Below are 23,830 nucleotides of genomic sequence, written 5' to 3' on the forward strand. Positions count from 1 at the left end.
GCCGTCGTGCCCGTCACGGTCCCAGCTGCCCCGCCCTCCCCACAAGGGCGGATCAGCCGGAAAGACAGGCGCCCGGCATCAATCCGTGATGAAGCTGGCGAAGGATTTCAGGGCCACCCGCCACCAGTCGAACGTATCCTCCAGGTTCTCCTTGGTGACGCCACCCTTCAGGTTGACGGTCAGTTCCAGATTGGGGTCATTGTCACTGTCCAGATAGGCCTTGCCGAAGACGCGGCCCTTGTTCCATTCGTTCATCTGGGACTGCGTGACATTGCTGGCGCTCCAGGCGGCCCAGAACTGGATGACCTTGCAATCCTTGTTATTCTTGCAGCTTGAAAAGATGATGTTGTATTTGCGGCCCTCGATCATCCCCGTGATCTTCGGATCGCCAGTGGAATCCTTGCCCATCTCCGCTGCGCCGAACCCCCGCGCCACTTCATAGATCGCCTGGGGATTGGCGGCGGAGATAATGGTGGCGGCACTGGCCGCCACCGGCGAAAACAGCATAGAGACGCCGACCAGCGCTACACTTAAACATCCCATTTTCTTCTTCATGGAATCTCTCCGCATCCTGGATTGTTTTTCTATCCCGGATTTATATTTGCGAAATTCTGCATCCGGAGAAATAAAAATATACTGGACCGACGCAATCGGTCAATTAGGGGATTTTTACCTTCCGCGCATGCGACATGGCCGGCGGTTTATTTTCCACTCACCCCAATCCATTGTTGCCCAGAACGGGGCCGCAGTATATCCCGGTATTTTCTCCCCTAAGGGTTTTCCGGCTTCCTCCGTCCGGGAACTGCCCAAAACGTATATCACTGTGGACGCGATGCAATATCCAGCACGTCTGCCCCTGCCCGCACTTTGCGTCGCGTCGGCACTTCTGGCTGCCTCGGTCGGCGCGTCCTACGCCTATGTCGACCTTTCCTTGAACCGCATGGGCGCCACGGCCGCGGCGATCGGATTGAACGGCGCCATGCCGGCACTGGGCTGGCTTCTGGCCACACCGCTGATGCCCTGGGCCCTGCGGCGGTTCCCGCCGCGGGCGGTCCTGCTGCTGCTGGGGGTGGCGGCCCTGGCGGTCTGCCTGTTTCCCCTGACCGATCATCAGGGCGCCTGGCTGGCCTTGCGTTTCCTGTTCGGCGGCGGGTGCGGCATGGTGTTCCGGCTGGTGGAATACTGGATCAGTGCCGGCTCCGACAGCCGGCACCGCGCCCGCAATGTCGGTATCTACAGCGTCTGTTTCTGCTGCGGGGCCGCGGTCGGGGCCGGTGTGCTGCCTCTGGTGGGTCTGGCGGGATGGCCACCCGTGCTGTTCATGCTGGCCCTGGCCTCAGCCGGTTTTGCGGTGTTCGCGGCCCTGCGTTCCGGCCCGCCGGCCGTGGAACGGGCACCGGCCATGCCCCTGCGCGCCCTGGCCGGCCTGGGGATGGTCGCCATGGCCGGCGCATTGCTGTTCGGCATGTTCGAGGCGGTGCCCTATACGCTGATGCCCGTGCATGCCGTGCGCGCCGGTCTGGCGGAGACGGAGGCCGCCTGGCTGGCCAGTGCCTTCCTGCTGGGACAGGTGCTGCTGCTGGTGCCGCTCGGCCTGGCCGCGGACCGGTTGGGCAAACGGCGGGTCCTGGCGCTGTGCGCGGCCGGTGCCCTGGCCCTGGCGGTGCTGGTGCCCGCGGCGGGCACGGATTTCGTCCTGCTGGCTGCCATGATGCTGGCCTGGGGCGGGGTGGCGGGCACGCTCTATGTCGTGTCGCTGGCCTTGCTGGCCGATCTGTTCTCCGGCCCGGAACTGGCGGCCGGCAATGCCACGTTCGGCACGCTCTATGCTCTGGGCGCCCTGCTGGGGCCGCTGGCCCACGGGCTGGCAATGGATGCATGGCCGCCCGATGGATTGTTCATCAGCGCCGCATTGCTGCTGGCCGCGTTCTGCGCCATCCTGTTGCCGTGGCGCGGTTTGGGGGGTGTCCGGGCATGAGCCCTTTGTTACCGGCAATCGAGGCGTTCCGGGCGGCCGGTAGCAGCGACGGGCTGTGGCAGGCTCTCCACGCGCATCTGGGCCGGCTCGGCATCACCGGCATCCTTTATGGGACGGAGGCGCTGCCCGGTCCCGGGCGGGAAGCGAATTTCATCCTGAACAGCATCGGCCATGAATGGTTGGGCGACAAGTTCGCCCACGAACTGTTCTATTGCGACGAGTATGTGCGTGTCGCCCGCATCGACCCGACGCCGGTTCTGTGGGACGCCATCGACAACCTGCACGATATAGACGATGCGGCCCGCCGCTCGCTGGCGCTTGATTATGATTACGGCATCATCACGGGCGTGACGGTGCCGATGCGCTTTTGCGACGGGCTGGGCGGCAGCAGCATCGGCTGCCATGCGGCGGGCCTGTCGCTGGCCGGTTTCGCGCATCTCTGGCGGCAGCAGGGAACGGCGATCACCACCATCGTCAATGCCTTCGACGCCACCTTGCGCACCGGCTTCGCGGCACAGATGTTCGGGTTGAGCGTGCAGGAGAAATCCTGCCTGGAATATCTGGCCTCCGGCCTGCTGATCAAGCAGGTCGCCGACCGGATGCGTTGCACGGAACGGCAGATGCGGGCAATCGCCACAAGGGCGCGGGGCAAGCTGAAATCCCTGACGCAGGAACAGGCGGTCGCCACGGCACTGGTCTATGGCCTGATCGATCCCTGACGGGGGAAGGGGATCGATCAGGCGGGGATGGGATGAGAGAGGGGGCAGGAGCATGCGGAAACGGGCATCTCCATCGACGCACGCGGCCCTGGACGCGGCGCAGGATTTCGCGGATGTGCGCGACAGGGACGGGTTGTGGACATCGCTGAATGCCCATCTGGCCGGCTTCGGCATCACGGGCAGCCTTTACGGGACGGACGCCTTCCCCGAACGGGACAAGGAGGCGTGCCTGATCATCAATTCCATCCAGGGCGGCTGGCTGGCGGAGAAGATCGACCAGGACCTGTTTTATTGCGACCAGTATGTCAGCGTGGCCCGGTTCCAGCCCTCACCCGTGCTGTGGAGCGACACGACCCTGCTGTCGGACCTGTCGCCGGCGGCGCGGGCTTCCGTGGAACTGGATTTCGATCACGGCATCCTGGCCGGGGTCACCATCCCGATGCGCTTCGCCGGCGGGCTGGGGGGCAGCAGCATCGGCTGCCATGCGGCCGGCACCTCTTTTGCCGAGTTCGATGCGATGTGGCATGCGCATGGCCGGACGATCAGCGCCATCGTCCATGCCTTCGACACGGCCCTGCGCGAACGGTTCGCGGCGGATATCTTCCCCCTGGACGAGGCGGAGCGCTCCTGCCTGGAATATCTGGCCACGGGCAGCCGTATCAAGCAGATCGCCCACGGGATGCGGCGGACGGAACGGCAGATCCGTTCCTTGCTGGCCGGGGCCATCCATAAGCTGCGGGCCGCCTCGCCGGAACAGGCCATCGCAACGGCGCTGATTTTCGGCCTCATCACCCCCTGACCTGCCAGGCGGCCGGGAAAAATGCCCTAATGGCGGGAAGACCGGCTGCCGGAATAATGTTCTGCCTGCCGGGTCGGCCATTCCGGTGAACCGGCCGGCCCCTCCCAAGCAAGAAGCCCTTTCCGATGACCAATGCCTTACCGACGAAAGAACCCCCGGCCCGGCCGCGATTACCCCCCAGGGAACGGCAATGTCTGGAATTGCTGGCATGCGGGTTGCGGATCGGACAGATCGAAACCCGGCTGGGCATCGCCCGCAAGACCATCGACGAAACGCTGCGCAACGCGCGCAAACGGCTGGGGGCGCTGACCAATGAGCAGGCGGTGGCCATCGCCGTCATGCAACGGCTGATCGCCCCGCAATCCCTGCATCCCGACACCCCGGGCATGGAGGAGAACGGGCAGGAGCCGGCCTGATCCCCTCACGGCAGGATCAGATCGAAGACCAGGGCCACCGTCACGGCCTGACACAGCGTGGTGGCATTCAGCTTGCGGCAAGCGTGGCCCGCCACGGCCCGCACCTGCTTTTCCGTCAGGCCCATGCGCGCGGCGATCCGCGCGGCGCGATGCCCCGCGGCGACATGCAGCAGGCATTCCTTCTCCCGCAGGGACAAGGTGAACATCTCCTCCTTGAGGCGGCATCGCAGGCACAGGTCGAAGGCCCTGGCCACCCGCGATATCCGGGTCCGGCAGCGGTGCCAGACGGCTTCGAACGCCGCGAAGGACAGGTCCGGCGCGTGGCAGCCCAGGGCGCTGACCCCCAATCCGTCGGCAAACCGCATGGGAATGGTGACGCCGGTGACCACTCCATAATCGTAATCCATCTCCAGCGACCGCAATGCCTCCGGCGTCAGGTGCGGCAGGCGGCTGGCATCGGCCCACAGGGTCGGCTGGTGGGCCACGCGGGCATGGCGCACGAAATCATCGCAATAGAACAGGTCCTGCGCGAACTTGTTGTCCAGCCAGTCGGTCCGGATGCTGTTGGCGATATGGTTGAGCGTGGTGTCATGGCAGGCGATGGCCTGTGCCCCATAGATGCTGCCCCCGATGCCGAAGGGCGCCAGATGCCTGTCCAGCCGCGACCACAGGTCCGCCTTGTCCGTGGCGGCGCGGAAATCCGCCACCGCATCCAGCAGGCCCGTCGCCGCCCTGCGCCGCTCCCCTTCCATGCCCGAATGCCCCCCCGCATCTGGTTGAAACCGGAAGCACCCTTGATAGCATGAAGGACAACCGCGCGGCAGGGGTGCCGACCGGGGGCCGGTCCCGCCGGCAACCCTAGTCCACGACCCGTCGCAGCAAGGCCCGAGCCCCGGCCTCCACCATGTCCAGCACCTCGGTGAACCCGGCATCACCGCCATAATAGGGGTCCGGCACATCCCGGTTCGTGAAGGGCGCGGGGGCCCAGGCCGTGAACAGGGCCAGTTCGGCCGTGCCGCCGGAAGGCGCCATGCGCCGCATGATGTCCAGATGCCCCCGGTCCATGGCCAGCAGCAGGTCGAACCGGTCGAAATCGGCCGCCATCAGCTTGCGGGCCTGCAACGGGGAAAGGTCGTAGCCGCGTGTCGCGGCGGCACGCACGGTGCGCGGGTCTGGCGGATCACCGATGTGATAGCCATGGGTGCCGGCACTGTCGACCCGCACCCGCCCCGCCAGTCCCGCCGCCGCCACCATCTGGCGGAACACGCCATCGGCCGTGGGGGAACGGCAGATATTGCCGGTGCAGACGAACAGGACGGATTTCATGGGCATGCTCGAACCGGCTGTGATCTTGATCCCCCTCACCTTCCTTCAACCGGGCCGCGCCGCCAAGCAAAACCCTTATCCCGCCATCGATACGCCGAGGGGATTGACAGCGCTGTCTATTGAAGGGCCTAATGACCGCAACAAAACAGGGAGGCAGTTGCATGAGACATATGAAGGGTTCGGGCCTTTTGGCCCTGTTGCTGATGATATCCCCCATTCAGGCCATGGCCGAGGAAACCGTGGAACAGGTGATGGCGGATGATCCGGCCTTCACGCCGCAGCGGCTGGTCCTGGTCGATATCCCCACCCATACGGGCCCGGCGGAAAGCCTGTTCAACGGCCGCGACTTGGCCGATTGGGACATCTGGCTGGGGTATGAGGACCCGGCCCTGACCTTCCTGCCCGACCCGGCGAAGCCCATCGGGGCGCGCCCGGACGGCGACCCGATGTTCACGGTGGTTGTGGAGGATGGGGAACCGGCGATGCGCGTGGATGGCAAGACCTGGGGCGCCATCGTGCATCGCGGCGATTATGGCGATTATCATCTGCGCATGGAGTTCAAATGGAGCGGGGAGCGCTACGCCCCCCGCCTCGACCTGCCGGAGAATAACGGCCTTCTCTACCACTCCCATGGGGAGCAGGGGTCGGTCTTCGGCACCTGGATGCCATCGGTGGAGTTCGAGATCATGTATGGCTCGACGGGCATGGTCGTTCCCGTCGGCACCGCGGTGACGGTCGACACCGAGGTCGGGCGCGACCCCAAGCTGGTCGAGCTGCAGCGGCGGTTCATGGTCGGCGGGCGCCCCGTCACGGTGAAGCCGCCCGTCTGGAATGTGGAGGCCGCCACGGATGCGGAAAAGCCCGTGGGTGAATGGAATGTCCTGGATCTCTACGTGCTGGGCGACCGGGCGATCCATGTGGTCAACGGCGTGCCCGTCATGGAAGTGACCGGCATCGTCCGTCTGCTGCCCGATGGTGGGAGCGAGCCGCTGACCCGCGGCCGCATCCAGTTCCAGTCGGAAGGGGCGGTGACCTATTTCCGCCGCATCACCCTGGCCCCCATCGACAAGATGCCCCGCATCCTCGTGCAGTAGGCCGGCCGGGCACCGGGTCCAAGTCCGGGGCCCTCCTGATCATATCAATCCGCCTTGAGGCTGACCGTCGGTCAACCTCAAGGCGCCCCTCATGTGCCGGGCGCTGCCATCCGGCGGCCACCAAACCGCCGAAGGTCAAGGTTTCCGGCACCTCAAGCGCCGGGCCGGCAGTCGCCGGCCCATACCAGGGGCATAATTCATGCCCCTGGTCTCACTCCCAATCCTCGTCCCAGGGCAATTGCCGGGAAATCCGGCCCAGGAAGGTTTCCAGCCGCTCCCACAGCAGCGCGATCTGCGATGCGGACCGTGGATCGAACTGGCGCAGCATGTCCAGGGTCGCGTCATCCAGGCGGGGATAAGCCATCAGCAGGCCTTCCGCCTCGCTGCTGGGCGCGCGGGCATAAAGCCGGAAGCGCAGCGCATTGGTCACGAAGAAGGCCAGCATGGCGACGAAGCCGGCCTTGTCCTCCAGGAAATAGGTCGGGCATTCGACATAGGCGGCATCGGGCACCATGTCCATCCAGGTGGCATCGGGCACGACAAGGCAATTGGGGGAAAGCCCGCAGATATCGAGCCCCCGCGCCAGATCACGCGGGGCCGCCTGCAAACGCCAGATCAGTCCCGACGGCCCCTGTCCGGCCGTCATCGCGGTCGATACGCCCAGTCTCACATCTCCTTGAAGGCGCGGAAGACGCCGTCGGCGATCGGCATCAGCAGATAGGCCACGACCGAATGCTCGCCCGCCTTGACCAGCACGTCGGCCGGCATGCCGGGCACCAGCTTCTGGTCACCCAGCTTAACCATTTCATCCTCGTCCACCCGGACGCGGGTGACATAGTAGCGGGCACCGTTCTGGTCGGTTGTGACATCGGCCGCCACGGTCATGACCGTGCCCATCAGCGTGGGCATGTTGCGCTGGGCCAGGGCGGAGAAACGGACCTCCGACATCATGCCCACGCTGACCACGTCGATATCGATGGGTGAGACATGCGCCTCGATGATCAGCTCATCTTCCATCGGCACCAGTTCCATCAGCGGGTCGCCGGCCCGAACCACGCCGCCCACGGTATGGACCCGTGAATTGACGATGATGCCGTCACCGGGCGCGCGCACCTCCCGCCGGCTCAGCACGTCGTTGGCGCTGGTCAACCGATCCTGGAGATCATAGATGCGGGACCGCGCATCCTGCATGCCCTTGGCCACATCCTCCTCGAACGCCCGGCGGATCTGCAGGATCTGCAACTGCGCCTCGCCCATGGCGACGCGCGACCGGGCGATTTCCGCCACGTAATTGCCGCGGTTGCCGTCCAGTTCGGCCCGCTCGCGCTGAAGCTGGAGCAGCCGGGTCTTGGAGGCATAGCCCTTCTCGAACAATTGCTGCAGGCCTTCCAGCTCGCCATCGATCAGGGTGATCTGCTGGGTATTGGCCTCGACCTGCGCCTCCATGCCCTTCATCTGTTCCTGAAGCTGGCGGATGCGCTGTTCATAGATGGAAAGCTGACCGTTCATGGCTTCGCGCCGCGACCGGAAGACCTCTTCCTCGGTGGCGCGGATGGCGGCATTGCGGCCATGGACGCCTTCGCCGGTCAGTTCCTCGGGGAAGGTCACGGCCTTGGCGCCTTCGCGTTCGGCGATGAAGCGCGCCTCCTGGGCCCTGGCCGTCAGGTACTGGCCATAAAGCACGTCGCGCTGGGCCTGGGGCGTCACCTCGTCCAGGCGCATCAGCACCTGTCCGGCCTTCACCTGATCGCCATCACGCACCAGGATCTCGGCGACGATGCCGCCCTCCAGATGCTGGATGGTCTTGCGGTTGGTGTCGACCACGACGGATCCCGGCGCCACGACGCCCTTGGCGATCGGCGCGAATACCGACCAGATCAGCAGGCCGCCGAACGCGATGGCAATGACCAGAAGCCCCGCGCGGATGACGGCCGTATCGTCGGTGGGGACGACGTTCTGTCCCTCCTCCGTCTGTCCGTCCGTCTTGGCCGGCAGGTTGCCCTTGGGACTGGTGAGAAGATTGAACATGGTACGGACTTTCACCTTCTGAAGGGACAACCGGCGTCAGGCGCCCTTGCCGGCGCTGGGGGCGATCTGGCCTGGGGCGGCTGCCTGCTGCACCTGCGGCTGGGCCACGGGCCGGGTCAGGCGGCTCAGCACCTCCTGCTTGGGCCCGAACATCTCCACGATGCCGTCACGCAGAACCAGGATCTTGTCGACATGGTTCATGATGCTGGGGCGGTGGGAGATCAGCACCACCGTGGCCTGACGCTCCTTCAGCTTGGCCAGCCCCTGGACCAGCGCCGCCTCCCCCTCGGAATCGAGGTTGGAATTGGGTTCGTCCAGCACCAGGAAGCGCGGGTTGCCATAGACGGCGCGGGCCAGGCCGATGCGCTGACGCTGGCCGCCGGACAGGGCGATACCGCCCGGCCCGATCAGCGTGTCGTACCCCTGCGGCAGGCGCAGGATCATGTCATGCACGCCGGCCAACTGTGCGGCATCCACGACCTTGGCCGGATCGACCTCGCCGAAGCGCGCGATATTGTCCTTGATCGTGCCGTCGAAGATTTCGACATCCTGCGGCAGATAGCCGATATAGGGGCCCAGTTGCTCATGCTTCCAGGCGAACACATCGGCCCCGTCCAGACGGACGGAACCGGAATGCGGCGGCCACACGCCCACCAGCAGCCGGGCCAGCGTCGACTTGCCGGCGGCGCTGGGGCCGACCAGGGCCAGGGATTCGCCGGCGGCCAGGGCGAAGCTGACACCCTTGATCGTCGGGTTCGTACCGCCGGGTGGCACGGCCACCACGCGCTCGACCGTCAGGTTGCCCTTGGGCGGCGGCAGTTCCATGGCCTCGGTCTCCTGACCGAAAGCCATCAGCAGGTCATTCAGCCGTGCATAGGACCCGCGGGCGTTGATGAACTGCTTCCAGGAGCCGATACCCTGTTCCACCGGGGCCAGACCACGGCCCATGATGATGGACGCGGCGATCATCACACCGGGGGTGATCTGCCCTTCCAGCGCCAGGAACGCACCCAGCCCTAGGATGGCCGACTGGATGGCCAGGCGGAAGAATTTCGTGAAGGCCGAGATCGTGCCGGCGGAATCGCTGGCGACGGCCTGCAGGTACAGCGCCTTGTTGTGCGCGGTGCGCCAGCGGCGGCGGATGGCGGGCAGCATGCCCATGGCCGCCAGCACTTCGCTGTTCTTCAGGCTGGCTTCCGCGAAGGAGGCGGCGCGGATGGCATGACCGCTGGCATCCGACAGCGGCTTCTTGGTCGACACTTCCTGAAGATAGGCCAGCACGAACAGAATGACCGCACCGCCCAGGGCCACGAGCCCCAGCATCGGATGCAGAACGAAGACGATGGCAATGAAGATCGGCGCCCAGGGTGCATCAAAGAAGGCGAACGGTCCCTGCGAGGTGATGAACTGGCGCAGATTGTCCAGGTCGCGCAGCGACTGGCTGCGATTGGCGGCGGGGCTGCGCAGGTTCAGGGCGAAGATGCTGTCGAACACGCGGCCGCCCAGCGCCTGATCCAGCCGCCCGCTAACACGGACCAGCACGCGCGACCGGATGACCTCCAGGATCGCCATCACCAGCATCATGCCCGCGATGATCAGGCTGAGATAAAGCAGCGTCGCCTCGCTGCGCGAGGTCAGCACCCGATCATAGACCTGAAGCATGTAGATGGGGGACGCCAGCATCAGCAGGTTCACAAAAAAGCTGAACACGCCAACAAACGCGAAAGCCCGGGCCGACTTCTGCAGCGCCTGTCGCAACGGCGAGGTGGCGCCAGCCGGACGGTTGGGCATGTTTATCTTCATTGCAATCGCCTGCTTTGAAACGTAGCGCCGCGGGTCCGCGGCATACAGCTACACAAATCCTATCTTACAGCCACGCATAGTGCGGAGCAACATCAGTGACTCACTGACATCCATCGGCACTTTCGTGCCCTCCCCCATACGCCATGCATGGGTGTCAGCACAGGTGCGGCCTGTCGGGAACCACGATATGGGTGCGGCGGTGAAGCCAGTAAAGCTCCTGCAGGTCCCATTGCGCCTCCACCGACCGTTCCAGCAGGAAGGACAGCAGGTGATGGGCCTTATCCCGCACCAGATCGATGGTGCTGCGGGGACCATCGGCGTCGTGGAAGACGAAATTCAGCCCCCCGCCCTTGACCGTCAGGTCGATCTTGGTGATCAGGCGCGGGCTGCCGGCCATCGCGGACGGGGCGGCGGGGCCAGGTTCCGGGACGGTATCCGGCGTGCCGGCAACCGCCCCTGCCGCGGCACTCTGCCGCTCCCAGGCGGTGGCGGCCGACATATGCTCGAACAGCAGGACATCGTTGCGATGCGTGGCGGCCGCATTGGCGATATCGACATTGGACCGCATCAGCAATTCGACGATCCCGCCCAGCATCATCCGGGTGAGACGCCGGGTCATCAGCAGGTCGATCGCCTGCTCCGGTGTGCGCAGGGTGAAATGCATCCGGTCTTCCTCGACCAGGAAGCGGATGTCGATGGCCGTCGCCTCAAAAAAATCCATACAGCACCTGAAACCCGCACCAGCCGGTCACGCCAGCAATTTCTCGATCAGCTTGCCCTGGCGCGGCAGACAATGCCGCCGCAGGTCATAGCGGTCAATGATGGTCTGCCGGGCGTTGGCGCGCAATGGCAGATACCGCTGGGGGTTGGCCAGCCCCTCGGCCACGGTGTCGGCGATGCCGTCATAATCGAAGAAATCGACCAGCAGGCCGTTATGCCCATGCTCCAGAACCTCTTCCACGGGCTCCGTCCGGCTGCCCACGACCAGTGCCCCGCAACTCATGGCCTCCATCATCGACCAGCTCAGTACGAACGGATAGGTCAGATAGAGATGGACGGCGCTCATGCGCAGGATGGTGATGAAGGCGGTATAGGGCACAGTGCCCAGAAAGAACAGGCGGGACCGGTCGATACGGTCGCCCATCTCCTCCAGGAAGATGTTCTTCCAGGTCTGGCCTGCCGGCGCGGCAGCACCATAGGAAACGCCGTCCGCCCCCACAACGATGAAGATCGCCTCCGGCCGCAGGGCCTGCATCCGCGGCAGGGCGCGCATGAAGCTGTGATAGCCGCGATAAGGTTCCAGGTTGCGGTTGACGAAGGTGACAATCTCCATCCCGGCGCGGACCGGCAGGTCCCCAAGCTTGCCGGATGCCTGCGGGCTGGGCGTCAGCGCATCGGTGTCGATGCCGTCATGCACGACATCGATCTTGCCGTGATACAGCGTGGGATAGCTCGATTTCTGCCATTGGGTGGGGCTGTAGGCCGCGTCCATGCTGTTGAGCGACAGCAGGCCGACGGCGTTCTTGGCCCGGATGCGGGCCTGTGCCCGCCAGCCCTGCTGGGAAAATTCCGGATCGAAACCGACATCGGCGCCGGCCGGGCTGTAGTGAAATTCCAGGAAATGCAGTTGCGGCACGCGAGGCCAGATATCCTTCAGGAACAGCATCTCCCCCCAGCCCGGATGCCCGACGATCACATCGGGTGTGAAGCCCTGTTCCTTCAGCCATTGCGCCTTCAGGGCACAGGCCTCGCCCCGGATCACCTTGGTCTCCGTGTCGGCGGCCCAGGGATGCATGCCGGGCGTGGTGCCGCGGGTGGGCTTGTAGTCGACAAGTCTGACACCGGGCATGTTCTGGCCGGTAATGGCCAGGGCGACGACCTCATGCCCGGTATCGACCAGGGCGGCAACCAGGTGCTTGAACTGTCCCGGGAAATTCTGGTGGACGAAAAGTATGCGCATCAGGCGGGTCCCCTCGGCCCGTCGGGTGGGGCCAACAGCAACAGGCCGTGCTTGGCCATGAATGGAAGAGAACGCAGGAAGAAGCCCTTGCGTCCCGCTGGAACGGTGTTGAGCAGACCGGCCACCGTCATCATGCCACCGGCGGCCGACAGCGTGGCGATCACATGCGCCATGTCGGCCCGTTTCGGCAACAGGGGGGCGGCATATCGGACCATGGCACCGGACAGCAGCCCGTCCAGATCGGCGGTGGTGCTGTCCGGTGCCAGGGCCACCCGCACATCGGCGTCGGGATGATGGGTGGAATAGTGCGCGAAGGCATGGAAAGGGTCGGCGCGCAACGGCCAAGTGCCGGCCCGCCGCGGCCCCTCGCCCCTGGCCTGCCGCGCTGCCGTCCGGCGTGCTTCCAGACCGGACAGCAGCGTCTGATAGGCCGGGATCACGACCCGCCAGTCGAAACGGGCACGGGCATGGGCACGCCCTGCTTCCCCCATGCGCCGGCGCAGGGCGGGATCGGCGATCAGTGCGCGGAAGGCGTCGGTGGCCCGTGCGATATCGACCGCCACGAACTGACAGGCAGCACCACAATAAAGGTCGTACTCCAGGAAACCCATGGCGTGGTACAGCGCGAAATCCGCACCCATTCCCGCCTGCGGCATCCAGGTGGGGATGCGCATCCCGTCAATGCCGTCGCGCACGGTTTCCTTGTAACCGTTCCAATCCGAAACGACACAGGCCAGACCCGCCGCCATGGCCTCCACGGGTGTAAGCCCGAAGGTTTCCTGGATATTGTCGGACAGCGAACAGAAGATGTCGGCCGCGTGCCAGATCTCCTGCCGTGCATCCGCCTGCCTTCCATCCACCACATGCCGGACGATGTTGGGGCAGTGCAGGGTTGCGGCCGCGTCGAAGGCCTCGCGGATCGCATCATTGCCGAACCAGCCCGCTTCGATCAGGTGCAGGCGGGCACCGGCGGGCAACGACGGCAGTGCGGCCTGCATGGCCTTGTACATGGCAACCGGATGCGCCTTGGCATGGAAGCTGAGGCGGCCCATGAAGAGCACGGCCACATCCGCAGCGGCGATACCCAACCGTTCCCGCCAGGCCTGACGGGCGGCGGGCCGGGGGGTGAACTGATCGCAATCCACGCCCAGCGGGATGACGGGAAGTTGCGGCAGGCGCGGGGCGGACGGGGTGCCGGTGACACCCAGCCGCTGGCGCAGATGGTTCAACTGGTCCGTCAGGGTGCGTTCCACCATCGACCGGACCGCCTCGGATGTGCAGATGACGGCGTCCCATTCCTCCACCGGTCCGGTCAGCAGGCTGCCGATATCGTCCAGCGCCATGGCGGAGGCGGTCGTATGGGTGATCCCGACCAGCGAATAGGCATGCGACAGGCCATGGCTATGCCGGAACCACGCCTGCCGGTCCAGACCGGGACCCGGTATGAAAAGACCGCCCGGCCCCGCCAGGGCGGCCGGGTTGTCCCAACCGATCCCCTCCACCTGGCCCCGCCAGCCGGCGCTTGCTGCTACCTGCAAGAATGCGTCGGCATGGGGAGCCTGCTGGATATAGCAGTAAAGCCTTTCATGCCCTGCATGCCGGGCCCATGCCTTCAGGAAACCCTCGCCCGCCGCATGCCGGCCCATCAGCGTCGGACTGTTCGTGTCGAAGGCTTCGGGATGAAACAGGATTGCGGTATTGGCAGGCACGGGTCGGCTCCCGACGGGGACGAAAAAAGGGCCCGGCGGGCCGGGCCGGATCAATAGGGCTTGTAGGATTTCTCCTCCACAATGGCGCTGCCCAGCAGAAGGTTGATTTCCTTCTTCAGGCGGGCGCGCTCATCATTCTTCATATAGACTTGGCGGGCCAGCTGGATGAAGCCGTCATCGAACTGCTTCTCCCGCTCGCAGCGGCGCTTGCCATCCTCGATATCCCACAGCGCGGCATTGATCGCGTGCAGCCCCTCGACCAGCCCGTCCAGCCCGGCGGGAAACCGGGTGCGGTCGCCGATCACCTTCTCGATCTCCACCCGTTCCCGCTGGACATTGCGCATTTTCGCGGCATCGCCGATGCGCTCCTCCTTGATGACAAGGATGGTCCATTTGTCGAAGACCTCGCCCCAGGCGACGGGCAATTGCGGAATATCGGTCCAGTTCGCGGACATGTACTCAACTCCATGGTCAGACGGGATCGGCCCGCCGGGTCAGTCCAGTTGCACCTTTTTCAGGCCTTGCACCTTCACATGTGCCGCAACAGCCAGCATGATGCACGCCTGCGCGTTGCCGGCCTGCATCTGCTCGATCCAGCATTGGTACTTGCGGGGATGCAGCATTGCCGCCATCTGGCGCACCTCGTCCAGTTGCATGATCGGGCCGCACAGGATGGCAGGCTGATACGTCTCCAAGGACTGGAATGCGGTTTCCAGCCCCATCTTGAAGGCCATGGGCGCCACCATGATGATGGCATTCAGCGGTGTCAGCCCCAGCTTGTCGATGCTGCCACCGACCATCTGCCGCTTCTGCCGCAGATTGCCCCAGGCGGCGGGGCTGGTCTCCGACAGTTCGTCATCCAGCGGCATGCCAAACAGCTCGGCATTGCTGGGAATGGTGTCGTGCCAATGCACCCGCGCCTGCGATGCCCGCTCCATCAGGTCGAGGGATAGCAGTTCCCGGCGCAAGCGGCGCGGCTCGAAAATATGCAACTGGCCTTCAAGGCCGGCATTGTTGGCCAGTTGAACGGCCAGCGGGGCTGAACCGGGTGTCACCAGGATCGTATTGGTGCGGGGACGCACCAATGTGCGGGCGATCTCCATCACCCGATTGTACCCCTTCTGCCAGATCTCCGGCACGTTCTCATGCGGCGGCGTGCGGCCCTGCGGTGTTTCCACATGGCGACGCACGGCGTGGGGGGTATTGGCGAACCGGATGCCATTATGGGTGGGCACGCCGTTGCGGGCGTTCATCCGGTCCTGCAGAACCGACAGCACATCGGCCGCCTTCAGTTGGGCCCAGGCGCCGGTATAGGCATCCTTCATCTTGGCCCATTCCTGCTCGTCATCGATCTTGAACCGCTTATAGGCGGGCAGCGTTTCCCCGCCGGGGATCAGCAGCCCCTTGTGATGCGGATAGTAGGGATAAGCGTAGGGATCGATGGACGCGAACAGCCCGACACTGGGCACCGAGGCGGCGTCGGCGGCGTGCAGCGCGAAACTGTCGACGCTGATCATGCCGTCCATCTGGGCCACCAGGGCCGCGAACTTGGTCGCGGAGTTGATCTCCTTCGACAGGTCGATCAGGCGCGGGTGGCTCACCTTCAACTCGCGGTCCACGACAATATGCAACTCGGGTGCTGCCTTCAGCAGGCTTTTGACGAACTTGGCCGCCTGCTCGTCGGGGAAGGTGCGCAGCGGCACACTGGCCTTGGGGTTGAAGAAGACCTTGCGACCCTTGATCCCCTGCAGGTGCTGGCTCACCTCCTGCCAGACGGGCCAGGAATGATACATGATGTTGCGTTTCTCTTGGACGGGTACCGTCGCCGGGTCCAGGCCGCTCCACCACAGATACCAGTCGCCGATGGCAAGCTCGGTGATCCGGGGCAGGCCGATCAGCCCCGTGAAATCGAAATAGGCATCATACCGGGCGAAATCATTCAGTGTCGGCCCCAGCAGGTGCTGCTCGCCGACCCAGTCCTCATGTCCGGCAATGTCGAAATTGGTGGCCCCGGAATTGGCGCCCAGCAGCAGATCGATGGTCACGCTGTCCAGGTGGCGGCGCAGATATCCGGCAATGTGCCGCATCGCCGTCATGCCCAGCATGCAGTCGCCAAGATTGGTGCCGAAGGCATTCACGACCGCCAGGCGGAAATGTTTCTTGGCCGGATGGCGGGCCTTCAGCGCGGTCAACTGCCCGGACAGCACATCCCCCTCATCGGGATGCCGGAACAGGCCGTCATTGACGTAACGGCTTGAAACCCGGCCAAGCCGCGGCGGGAAGGCGCTCCAGGGCAGAAGCATATGCTCCTGCACAACATGCACCTTGGGTGCGTCCTGATCGGCCGTGGCCCCATCGGCAGCGCCGGAACCATCCGCGGCAGCGCCGGACGCCGCGTCGGCACCGGACGCCGCCGTGCCGGCCTCTCCGCTGCCGATCTGCAGGACCTCGTCCTTTGCATGCCGCTCCTTGTGGGCCTGCAGCAGCGCCTTCTTCAGGATATCTGCTTCTCCCCCGATATCGATGATCAACCGATCGACCGGCACCTCCTTGTCGATGCTGCCGCCGACATAATGACGGACGAAGCGGTTGGTCGACAGCGTATGGTCCTCGCTGGGAAGAAAAGCCTGCATGCGGAAAACCTCTTGGTCGGCGGCCGCCACCGGCACCCGCCGTCATCATCTCGAAAAAAATCCGCCGCCCCGGTAAGGGGCGGCGGAGGTAGAAACGTCACTCAGTCTTCGTGAACAAACCGACGACTTAGACGATGCCGCCGAAGTTGCCTGCGACGAAGCTGTTGATGTTGTCACCGGTCAGCAGGTTGATAGTCCCGATGAGTTGGACATCACCCGCATCGACCGTCGCACCGCCACCAGCCAGCGACGTATCAACGAGGTAGACGTTGAGCGACGTGGAGGTGGTGTCAGCCGCGGACAGCACGATGAACTTGTTGGCCGCATCCACAACCAGCGCGGAGTTTGCACCCGCCACCCCCGTGAAATCGGCCTCGGAAAGCACGCCGCCGTTGCCATACACCAGCACGACACCGTCACCGGTACCGACCGACAGGTCGGCGCCCGTACCGGACAGGTTGTAGGCCGCGCCGATGTTGTTGATGGAACCGGCATCGTTCAGCGCGGAGAAGTCAAGCACGTCGCCGCTGGCACCGGCGTCGAAGTTCGAGATCGCCGGGCCGGAACCCGTGGAACCCGTGCCGAACACCACAGTGTCGCTGCCACCGGAAGCACCCAGGTCGATGGTGTCACCGCTGTTGAAGCCGCTGAAGGACACCGTGGCGCCCGACCCGGTCGCACCGCCCAGCAGGACAACATCGCTGCCGGTGTTGCCCAGGGTCACGGTGAAGATGTCACCGGTGCCCGTGGCGCCGGAAACGTGCTCGACACCGGAGATCGTGACGGAGCTGGCGCCCGTCAGGAGCAGCGTATCGTCACCGCTGCCCAGGTTGATGGTGCCACCCGTGCCGCGGAAGGCAACGTAGTCGTTACCATCCGAACCGGTCACCGTGATGGTACCGCCGGTGTTGATGACGCCGACAGCGCCGCTGCTGCCCGAGGCGATCGTCAGGCTGTCCGCACCGGTGGAGCCATTGACGGTCAGCAAGGTGCCCGTACCGTTCAGGTTGGACACGGTCAGGCTGCTGCCGGTGGCACCGAAGGTGACGTTATTGCCAGCGCCCGCACCGGACGCCAGGGTAACGGTCTCCACCGTGGTCACCGTCACGGCGCCGCTGGTGGCCCCGCTCAGGAAGATCACGGCATCGCCGGTACCCGCACCGCCCGTGAAGCTGCCGGTATTGCCCGAACCGGCAACCTTCAGCGTGTCATTGCCAGCGCCACCGACGATGGTCGCCGAGCTGGCACCCGACAGGGTGATGGTGTCATCCGCCGCACCACCGGAGATGGTCGAGCCGGCGCCCGTCACGGTCAGGTCCAGTGCCACCGAACCGCTGGTGAAGCCGCTCGTGCCCTGCAGGGTGATGTACAGGTCGTTCGCCTGGATCAGGCCATTGCCGTCCACGTCGATCACCAGCTGGTTCAGGCTGTTGATGTAGACGTACTGGCCGGCGTTGGTGCCCGTCGAGCCTTGCAGCAGCGACAGGGCGTCGGCGTAGGTGTTGGCAGCGCCCTTGTAGTTCGCATCGATCGACGCATTGGCGCCAACCGTGTGCTTCAGGACGATCACGTCACCCGAACCGAAGTCGGTGATGACGTCGGCACCCGTGCTGGTGTTATCACCGGGGGTGAACACGAACACATCGTTGCCATCGCCACCCGTCAGGGTGTCGACACCGACGCCGCCGCTCAGCGTGTCATTGCCGGCACCACCGACGATCAGGTCATTGCCCGCACCGCCGATGATGCTGTCATTGCCAGCGCCGCCCGACAGGACGTCGTTGCCCGAACCACCAGTGATGATGTCGTTGCCCGAACCACCGACCACCGTGACGACCACGCTGGTGTTGTTGGTGAAGGTCAGCGTCTCGCCGGTGGCGTTCAGGGCCGAAGCATCGATCTTCAGCGCCGAACCAGTGTAGCCGCTCAGCGTGATGGTGGCGCCGGCGGTGCTACCGGTGCCGGTCGCGTCGTCACGGACCACGATCTCGCTGATGCCGGAGATGTTGGTGCCGATCTGGGCCGAGACCCCGCCACCGCTGTTCGACAGGACGAGATTGTTGGTGCCGGAGCCGCCAACGATCAGGTCGCTGTTATTCAGGCCGGAGCCGGCGAAGACGAACGTGTCGTTGCCAGCGCCACCGGTCAGGCTGACGTCACCGGTGCTCAAGGTGGCGTCGAAGGTCAGGCCGTTCGTGAAGCCGGCAGCGTTGACCACGAAGTTTCCGGTCGCCGCAAGCTTGATGCCGGTCAGGCCGGCAGCCTGCGCACGGGTATCCAGAACGACCGTACCGGTGCCGCCACCGCTCAGGCCCAGCGTCTCGATATTGCTGACATTCAGGAAAGCCAGATCCTGGATGCCGCCGGTACCCGGCGCCACGACCAGCATGTCGTTGCCCGCACCGCCATCAACGGTGTCGTTACCGTCAAAATTGCCGGACGTGAAGACGATGATGTCGTCGCCATTGCCGCCATTGATGCTGTCGAAGCTGCCCGTGCCGCCGTTGCCGGCATACAGGTAGTCGGCGCCGTCACCGCCCAGCAGGGTGTTCTTGCCCATGCCACCGGAGATGGTGTCGTTACCGGCGCCGCCCGTGGCGACGATGGTGCCGAGAGCCTGGGAACCGTCAAACAGCAGGTTCTCGAAGTCGGCGTTCGGCGAGCCACCGGTGCTGAACGTACCGGCGTCCAGCGCCGAGGCGTTCACGATGATGTTGTTGCTGTAGCCCGAAGCCAGCTGGACCGAGACATCCTTGCCGGCATTGGCGCCGGTGCCGGAGGCCACGTCACCGCCATCGACGATGTTCAGCACGTCGACATAGGCGCCGGTCCCCAGGACCACCTGGCTGCCGGTGCCTTCGACACTGGCTTCCAGGTTCAGGGTAACGGTGTGCGAACCGCTGCCGCCGCGGATCACGTCGCCCTTGGTGGCGACATAATCGGCCGCCGTGACATTGACCGTCAGGTCGACGCGCGCGCCGGTATTGTCGACAATGTCACCGGAACCCAGCGTGACCGTGGTGGCGCCGGTGTAGCCGGAGGCCAGGGTCAGCGTGTTGGCGCCGGTCGAGCCGCTCAGATCGAAGGTGGAGAACTGGATCGCCGTGTTCAGCGTGGCGTTGCCATCGAACACCAGACGCTCGACATTGGACACATTGGCCAGGTTGGCCGAGGTGACCGTGCCGGTGCCCTGGACGTACAGCGTATCGGAGCCTTCGCCGCCATTGATGGTGGCGCCGGTGCCCAGCGTGGTCAGATCGACGACGAAGGTGTCGTTGCCCGCACCACCATCCAGGCTGACATTGCCGCCAGCCGTGGCGTCGATCGTGTCATTGCCGGCGCCGGCCACAACGGTGTGCGCACCGCTGCTCAGCGTGATGCTGTCATTGACGGCGCTACCGGTGATGGAGAAACGGCCATCATTCTCGGCAGTGCCGTCAAAGGTCAGGCCATTGGCGCCGGTGCCGGTGGAACCGGAGACCGCCGAGGCATCGACCGACAGGATGCGGCCGGAACCGACATTGGCGTTGCTGGTCGTGACCGACAGCGCGCCCGTGCTGGTCAGCTTCAGCACGTCGATGTCCGTCACGCCCGTGCCGATCGTGACCGAGCCCGTGCCGGTGACCGACAGCGTGTCGGTGGAGCCGGTGCCGGTGGAGCCGGCGAAGGTCAGGCCGGAAACACTGGCGACGCTGGCATTCACCACCACATTGGCGGTCGAGCCGGAAGCGACCGAGACCGAGTTGCCGGAACCGCTCAGGTTGACCGTCAGGGTGCCGGTATAGCCGCTGGCAACCGTCAGGCTCAGCGCGCCGGTGCCGGATTCGGTCAGCGTGGTGATACCCGCGGCGGCGGCGTTGGCGCCCAGCGTCAGGGTGCCGGTGCCGCCGCTGGCGACGTTCAGCACTTCGATCGAGGTCACGTTGGCGAAAGCAGCGTCGGCGATGTTGGTAGCCGAGCTGGTGATCTTCAGCGTGTCGGTGCCTTCGCCACCGGCAATGATGTCATTGCCCGTGCCGGTCGCCGCGTTGAAGGTGTTGCCGAAATCGAACACGTCATTGCCAGCGCCACCCGTGATGCTGACGCCGCCGCTGCCGATGCCGCTGACAGTCAGAGCCGCGGTCAGACCAGCGCCATTGACGGTCGTGACACCGCCGATCCCGTCCAGGGTCAGGGCCTGAGCGCCCGACGCATTGATGGTCTGCGTGCCGCCCGTGCCGGTGATGCCGGTACCGAACTTCAGGCTGTTCGCAGCGCCGGAGGACGAGATGTTCAGCGTTTCGATACCGTTGGTATCGAAGATGATGCCGGAACCGGAGGAACCCACGCCGCTCAGCGACAGGTTCAGCGCATCGCCCGAACCAGCAACGACGCCAGCGGCGAAGTTCACGGTCAGGTCACCGGCGCCGCGGGCCACCACGTCGACGATCTTGTTCAGACCGACGAACTCCGTCTTCACGCCCGAGCTCAGCGAGGCGGTCGTGCCGACGGTGGTCAGCGCGCTGTCGGCCAGCGACAGGTCGATGGAGGCGGTGCCCGACGAGGCGGAGTTGGAGACCAGCACGCGCTCGACACCGATCAGGGTCGGCGAGATGGCCGGGCTGCCAGTGCCACTGCCGGCGACGTTGACGGTCAGCGTATCGATGCCCGAACCGCCATTCAGCGTGTCACCCGCGTTCAGCGTGGACAGCGTCGGATCATCGGTGCGGATCGTGCCGACGAACGTGTCGTTGGCGGTGCCGCCGACGAAATTGTCGGTGCCGGCGGTCAGCGTGAAGGTCTGCGGAACGACCGGCGCCGGGGCGTCGATGATGCCGACCACGTCGCTGGTCTTGACCACGACGAGGTTCTGGTTGAACAGCGTGACCTTGAAGCCTTCCAGGCCTTCCGCGATGCCGTCGGCAACCGGGGTGACCGTGAAGGAATAGCTGGTCGAGCCGGCCGGGATGGTGACGGTGCCCGTCACGGAGGTGAAGTCGTTCGGGCTGGCGGCGTTCAGCGCGCCATCACGGGTATCGCCCGTGATGTTGTAGGTGAACACCGTGTCGGTCGTCAGCGGCACGGACAGCTTCACGGTGAAGACCAGGTCGGCGCCTTCCTGCACGGTGGTGCTGGCCGGCGTGATGGTCACGACCGGCGCCGGCGTCGGCAGCGGGCGGCCTTCGGAGATGCCGTAATTGTAATAGTGCCAGATACCGGCCTGGGCCTTCTGGGCGGCGGTGAAGCCGGCAATGTTCCCGCCGGCATCCAGCAGGGCCTTCAGATCGGCAAAGGAATCGATATAGGCGGCGCCGTCCAGGCCGGCCACCGCGACGCGGCCCTCGCCCACGCCGTTCGTCACGAAGTGACGCTCCAGCGCATAGGCGCCGGTCACGCCGGCAACGGCCAGATCCGGGTTCTGAGCGGCATAGATGGTGGCGTCGAAGACGGCCGAGCTCAGGAACACGCGGGGTTCGTTGTGACCGTACAGGTTGAAGTGCTGCGTCAGGGCCGCTTCGGTCGTCAGACCGGCCTCAACCAGATCCTGGTTGTTGTCGCGATAAACTTCCCAATCGAAGAAAGCGGAAGCCTTCCGCCCTTCGGCCGCGCCGAAAGCCTGCCAGTGCTGCAGACCGTTCTCGATCACGCCAGCCTGAACGGCAGCGGCGACATCCGGGTTCTGCGCCAGATAGTAGGCTTCGTTATACACGAAAATGGAGGGTCCAGCCATCTATGAATCTCCGTGAGTAGGCTTGGTCGCGCTTAACCTTGAGAGAGGCGTGTTCTGGGAAAATGGTATGCGGCGAGCCAAAGAGCCTATTTGCAGACGAATCACCGTCCGCAAAGGATAGGATAAAACGTTGGCATCCGCCGAAATCTGGGCGGCGCGCACAGGCAAAAAGCTGACAGAAGACATTTTGCTCGGCCACACCATGCCCCTAGAACGCTCCCCCACGAAGTTATGCGTCGTTAGGTTCTTTATGCGAGCTATCCGCGTGATGCAAGCAGCAAATGCGAAGGAAATCCAAAGGGGCACGCAAAATGTTCACCAACTCTTTAACATGGGTTCGCTGATCAGCGGCCCTTGATTAAGAAATTCCCGCAAGCGACTGATATCGAAGATTTTTTTTGAAGCGACTAAAATCTTGGCTGAAATGCAACACCAGGCGGCAAAAGCGGCCTGCGGCCAATGCCGATGCAACCGGCGGAAGCCTTCAGGGGACGGGACGCACCGCGCCGGGCACACATGCGATTGATTCTCCCGGCCCGGACACGCGCCCTCTCAGATCCTTACAAGCCAGCTCATAACCCGCAATACCCCTGATGGGTGATAGCCGCCACGCAGGGCGCGGAACCGCCGGGTCACGGGATCGACCATGGGGAGGCTGCGGAATCCGGCAATCTGGCGGGCCGCCTGCGGGGGGCAGGCGGAGCCGAGTTTCTCAGCCAGGGCGGCAGCCTGCTCCATCAGGCGGGCATAGTTGCGCTGGAAGCGATGGCGCCGTTCCGACCGGAGCCAGACGGTCAGCCAGCTTCGCAATGTCCGCCTGGTGGAGTAGGCCTGGGCCCCCACGACGTTGGCGCCGTGCTGGCGGTAATCGATCAGGGCCTCGGGCATGGGCACGATGGTTCCGCAGGCGGCACAGATCAGCGCCAGCCACCAATCATGCATCAGGGCCGCATCGGGCACGTGCCGGCCCAGCCGCAAGGCCGCGTTATTGATCCCCATGGCGCAACCGGTCACGACATTCTGCACCAGAAGCCGCGGCAGCGTCAGTCCCTGCCCGATATCAAGCTGCTGGAAGCGGCGGAAGCTGCCGGCGATGGGCCGGCGCTGCTCGTCCACCACGACCAGGTCGCAGAAGGCCATCACGGGCCGGTTGCCGTCACCACCGGCCTGGCGCAGCGCCGCCACCGTCCGGCTGATCTTTTCGGGGTGCCAGTAATCATCCTGGTCGGCAAACAGGATGTATTCGCCCGACGCGGCTTCCATCAGGCGGCGGAAATTGCCGGATGCCGATCCTGTCGGCGCGCCTGTTTCCAGAATGGCGACCCGGTCAGGGCAGCGGTCCCGCCAGGCCATCAGGATCGCCTGGGTGCCGTCGGTGGAGCCATCATCGCGCACCAGCACCCTGAAGGACGGTGCATCCTGCCCGTCCAGCGACCTGATCATTTCCGGCAGGTAGCGGGCACCATTGTAGGTGGCCAGGAGAATTTCGATCATGCTCAGACACCGAATGCTCAACCCGGATGTGGATCCGGAACCGATATGATGATCAACATCCGTGCCCGGGCACCCGGTGTGATATCAACCATTTCCGGGGCGTGTGGAACAGGCTGGCGGGCCACCATGATCCACACGCCCCGGCTAAATCAAGCCGGTCC

The 23,830-nt window shown here is 64.9% G+C and carries 18 protein-coding genes; 5 read left to right on the top strand and 13 right to left on the bottom strand.

Annotation, left to right across the window (positions count from 1 at the left end):
• Positions 1-78: 78 nt before the first annotated feature.
• On the bottom strand, positions 79-507 hold the full coding sequence (locus tag ABC728_RS00860; RefSeq protein ID WP_445376297.1) for a YbjN domain-containing protein: 429 nt from the start codon (positions 505-507) through the stop codon (positions 79-81).
• A 325-nt stretch (positions 508-832) separates the two neighbouring features.
• Between ABC728_RS00860 and ABC728_RS00865 the strand changes: the two genes are divergently transcribed.
• The 4 genes from ABC728_RS00865 (at position 833) to ABC728_RS00880 (ending at position 3,912) form a co-directional block, all read left to right on the top strand.
• Positions 833-1,978 carry an MFS transporter gene (locus ABC728_RS00865; protein WP_416618797.1) on the top strand — a complete coding sequence of 382 codons (1,146 nt, stop codon included), beginning with the start codon at positions 833-835 and terminating at the stop codon, positions 1,976-1,978.
• Entirely contained in the window at positions 1,975-2,697 is a 723-nt protein-coding gene (locus ABC728_RS00870) for an autoinducer binding domain-containing protein (protein WP_416618796.1), read from the top strand. The genes ABC728_RS00865 and ABC728_RS00870 overlap by 4 nt, the downstream gene beginning before the upstream one ends.
• Positions 2,698-2,749: 52 nt before the next feature.
• Positions 2,750-3,496 carry an autoinducer binding domain-containing protein gene (locus tag ABC728_RS00875; RefSeq protein WP_416618795.1) on the top strand — a complete coding sequence of 249 codons (747 nt, stop codon included), beginning with the start codon at positions 2,750-2,752 and terminating at the stop codon, positions 3,494-3,496.
• Between the two features lie 125 nt (positions 3,497-3,621).
• Complete coding sequence (locus ABC728_RS00880; protein ID WP_416618794.1) at positions 3,622-3,912, top strand: sigma factor-like helix-turn-helix DNA-binding protein; 291 nt, start codon at positions 3,622-3,624, stop codon at positions 3,910-3,912.
• A 5-nt stretch (positions 3,913-3,917) separates the two neighbouring features.
• On the opposite strand, the gene ABC728_RS00885 is transcribed toward ABC728_RS00880, so the two are convergent.
• A complete protein-coding gene (locus ABC728_RS00885; protein ID WP_416618793.1) occupies positions 3,918-4,664 on the bottom strand; it encodes a helix-turn-helix transcriptional regulator in 747 nt (248 codons plus the stop codon).
• Between the two features lie 106 nt (positions 4,665-4,770).
• Positions 4,771-5,238: a low molecular weight protein-tyrosine-phosphatase gene (locus tag ABC728_RS00890; protein ID WP_416618792.1), complete on the bottom strand. Its 468-nt coding sequence runs from the start codon at positions 5,236-5,238 to the stop codon at positions 4,771-4,773.
• 161 nt (positions 5,239-5,399) lie between these two features.
• On the opposite strand from ABC728_RS00890, the gene ABC728_RS00895 reads away from it, so the two are divergent.
• Positions 5,400-6,332, top strand: a complete 933-nt coding sequence (locus ABC728_RS00895) for a 3-keto-disaccharide hydrolase (protein ID WP_416618791.1) — start codon at positions 5,400-5,402, stop codon at positions 6,330-6,332.
• A 211-nt stretch (positions 6,333-6,543) separates the two neighbouring features.
• On the opposite strand, the gene ABC728_RS00900 is transcribed toward ABC728_RS00895, so the two are convergent.
• From ABC728_RS00900 to ABC728_RS00945, 10 genes are all read right to left on the bottom strand, one after another.
• On the bottom strand, positions 6,544-6,978 hold the full coding sequence (locus tag ABC728_RS00900; protein WP_416618789.1) for a hypothetical protein: 435 nt from the start codon (positions 6,976-6,978) through the stop codon (positions 6,544-6,546).
• Positions 6,979-6,998: 20 nt separating this feature from the next.
• The gene (locus tag ABC728_RS00905; protein ID WP_416618788.1) at positions 6,999-8,360 is read right to left on the bottom strand and encodes an HlyD family type I secretion periplasmic adaptor subunit; all 1,362 of its coding nucleotides are present in this window, start codon (positions 8,358-8,360) and stop codon (positions 6,999-7,001) included.
• A gap of 36 nt (positions 8,361-8,396) precedes the next feature.
• Positions 8,397-10,151: a type I secretion system permease/ATPase gene (locus tag ABC728_RS00910; protein WP_416618787.1), complete on the bottom strand. Its 1,755-nt coding sequence runs from the start codon at positions 10,149-10,151 to the stop codon at positions 8,397-8,399.
• A 166-nt stretch (positions 10,152-10,317) separates the two neighbouring features.
• The gene (locus tag ABC728_RS00915) at positions 10,318-10,884 is read right to left on the bottom strand and encodes a hypothetical protein (RefSeq protein WP_416618786.1); all 567 of its coding nucleotides are present in this window, start codon (positions 10,882-10,884) and stop codon (positions 10,318-10,320) included.
• A 27-nt stretch (positions 10,885-10,911) separates the two neighbouring features.
• Positions 10,912-12,123 carry a glycosyltransferase family 4 protein gene (locus tag ABC728_RS00920; protein WP_416618785.1) on the bottom strand — a complete coding sequence of 404 codons (1,212 nt, stop codon included), beginning with the start codon at positions 12,121-12,123 and terminating at the stop codon, positions 10,912-10,914.
• On the bottom strand, positions 12,123-13,832 hold the full coding sequence (locus ABC728_RS00925) for a glycosyltransferase family 4 protein (protein ID WP_416618782.1): 1,710 nt from the start codon (positions 13,830-13,832) through the stop codon (positions 12,123-12,125). Before ABC728_RS00925 ends, ABC728_RS00920 begins: the two co-directional genes overlap by 1 nt.
• A 50-nt stretch (positions 13,833-13,882) precedes the next feature.
• Positions 13,883-14,287: a hypothetical protein gene (locus ABC728_RS00930; protein WP_416618781.1), complete on the bottom strand. Its 405-nt coding sequence runs from the start codon at positions 14,285-14,287 to the stop codon at positions 13,883-13,885.
• Positions 14,288-14,326: 39 nt separating this feature from the next.
• Positions 14,327-16,465, bottom strand: coding sequence for a glycosyltransferase family 9 protein (locus ABC728_RS00935; RefSeq protein WP_416618780.1), 2,139 nt, complete (start codon positions 16,463-16,465; stop codon positions 14,327-14,329).
• A gap of 127 nt (positions 16,466-16,592) precedes the next feature.
• Positions 16,593-22,175 (bottom strand): beta strand repeat-containing protein, encoded by a 5,583-nt coding sequence (locus tag ABC728_RS00940; protein ID WP_445376298.1) that lies wholly within the window; start codon positions 22,173-22,175, stop codon positions 16,593-16,595.
• A gap of 552 nt (positions 22,176-22,727) precedes the next feature.
• Positions 22,728-23,669: a glycosyltransferase family 2 protein gene (locus tag ABC728_RS00945; protein ID WP_416618777.1), complete on the bottom strand. Its 942-nt coding sequence runs from the start codon at positions 23,667-23,669 to the stop codon at positions 22,728-22,730.
• Between the last annotated feature and the right edge of the window lie 161 nt (positions 23,670-23,830).

It is taken from the genome of Niveispirillum fermenti (assembly GCF_052474395.1).

Bases quoted from the DNA above. Each gene is read 5' to 3' on its own strand.
- ABC728_RS00860 (WP_445376297.1), bottom strand. From the start codon at position 507: ATGCTGTTTTCGCCGGTGGCGGCCAGTGCCGCCACCATTATCTCCGCC.
- ABC728_RS00865 (WP_416618797.1), top strand. From the start codon at position 833: ATGCAATATCCAGCACGTCTGCCCCTGCCCGCACTTTGCGTCGCGTCG.
- ABC728_RS00870 (WP_416618796.1), top strand. From the start codon at position 1,975: ATGAGCCCTTTGTTACCGGCAATCGAGGCGTTCCGGGCGGCCGGTAGC.
- ABC728_RS00875 (WP_416618795.1), top strand. From the start codon at position 2,750: ATGCGGAAACGGGCATCTCCATCGACGCACGCGGCCCTGGACGCGGCG.
- ABC728_RS00880 (WP_416618794.1), top strand. From the start codon at position 3,622: ATGACCAATGCCTTACCGACGAAAGAACCCCCGGCCCGGCCGCGATTA.
- ABC728_RS00885 (WP_416618793.1), bottom strand. From the start codon at position 4,664: ATGGAAGGGGAGCGGCGCAGGGCGGCGACGGGCCTGCTGGATGCGGTG.
- ABC728_RS00890 (WP_416618792.1), bottom strand. From the start codon at position 5,238: ATGAAATCCGTCCTGTTCGTCTGCACCGGCAATATCTGCCGTTCCCCC.
- ABC728_RS00895 (WP_416618791.1), top strand. From the start codon at position 5,400: ATGAGACATATGAAGGGTTCGGGCCTTTTGGCCCTGTTGCTGATGATA.
- ABC728_RS00900 (WP_416618789.1), bottom strand. From the start codon at position 6,978: ATGACGGCCGGACAGGGGCCGTCGGGACTGATCTGGCGTTTGCAGGCG.
- ABC728_RS00905 (WP_416618788.1), bottom strand. From the start codon at position 8,360: ATGTTCAATCTTCTCACCAGTCCCAAGGGCAACCTGCCGGCCAAGACG.
- ABC728_RS00910 (WP_416618787.1), bottom strand. From the start codon at position 10,151: ATGCCCAACCGTCCGGCTGGCGCCACCTCGCCGTTGCGACAGGCGCTG.
- ABC728_RS00915 (WP_416618786.1), bottom strand. From the start codon at position 10,884: ATGGATTTTTTTGAGGCGACGGCCATCGACATCCGCTTCCTGGTCGAG.
- ABC728_RS00920 (WP_416618785.1), bottom strand. From the start codon at position 12,123: ATGCGCATACTTTTCGTCCACCAGAATTTCCCGGGACAGTTCAAGCAC.
- ABC728_RS00930 (WP_416618781.1), bottom strand. From the start codon at position 14,287: ATGTCCGCGAACTGGACCGATATTCCGCAATTGCCCGTCGCCTGGGGC.
- ABC728_RS00935 (WP_416618780.1), bottom strand. From the start codon at position 16,465: ATGCAGGCTTTTCTTCCCAGCGAGGACCATACGCTGTCGACCAACCGC.
- ABC728_RS00940 (WP_445376298.1), bottom strand. From the start codon at position 22,175: ATGGCTGGACCCTCCATTTTCGTGTATAACGAAGCCTACTATCTGGCG.
- ABC728_RS00945 (WP_416618777.1), bottom strand. From the start codon at position 23,669: ATGATCGAAATTCTCCTGGCCACCTACAATGGTGCCCGCTACCTGCCG.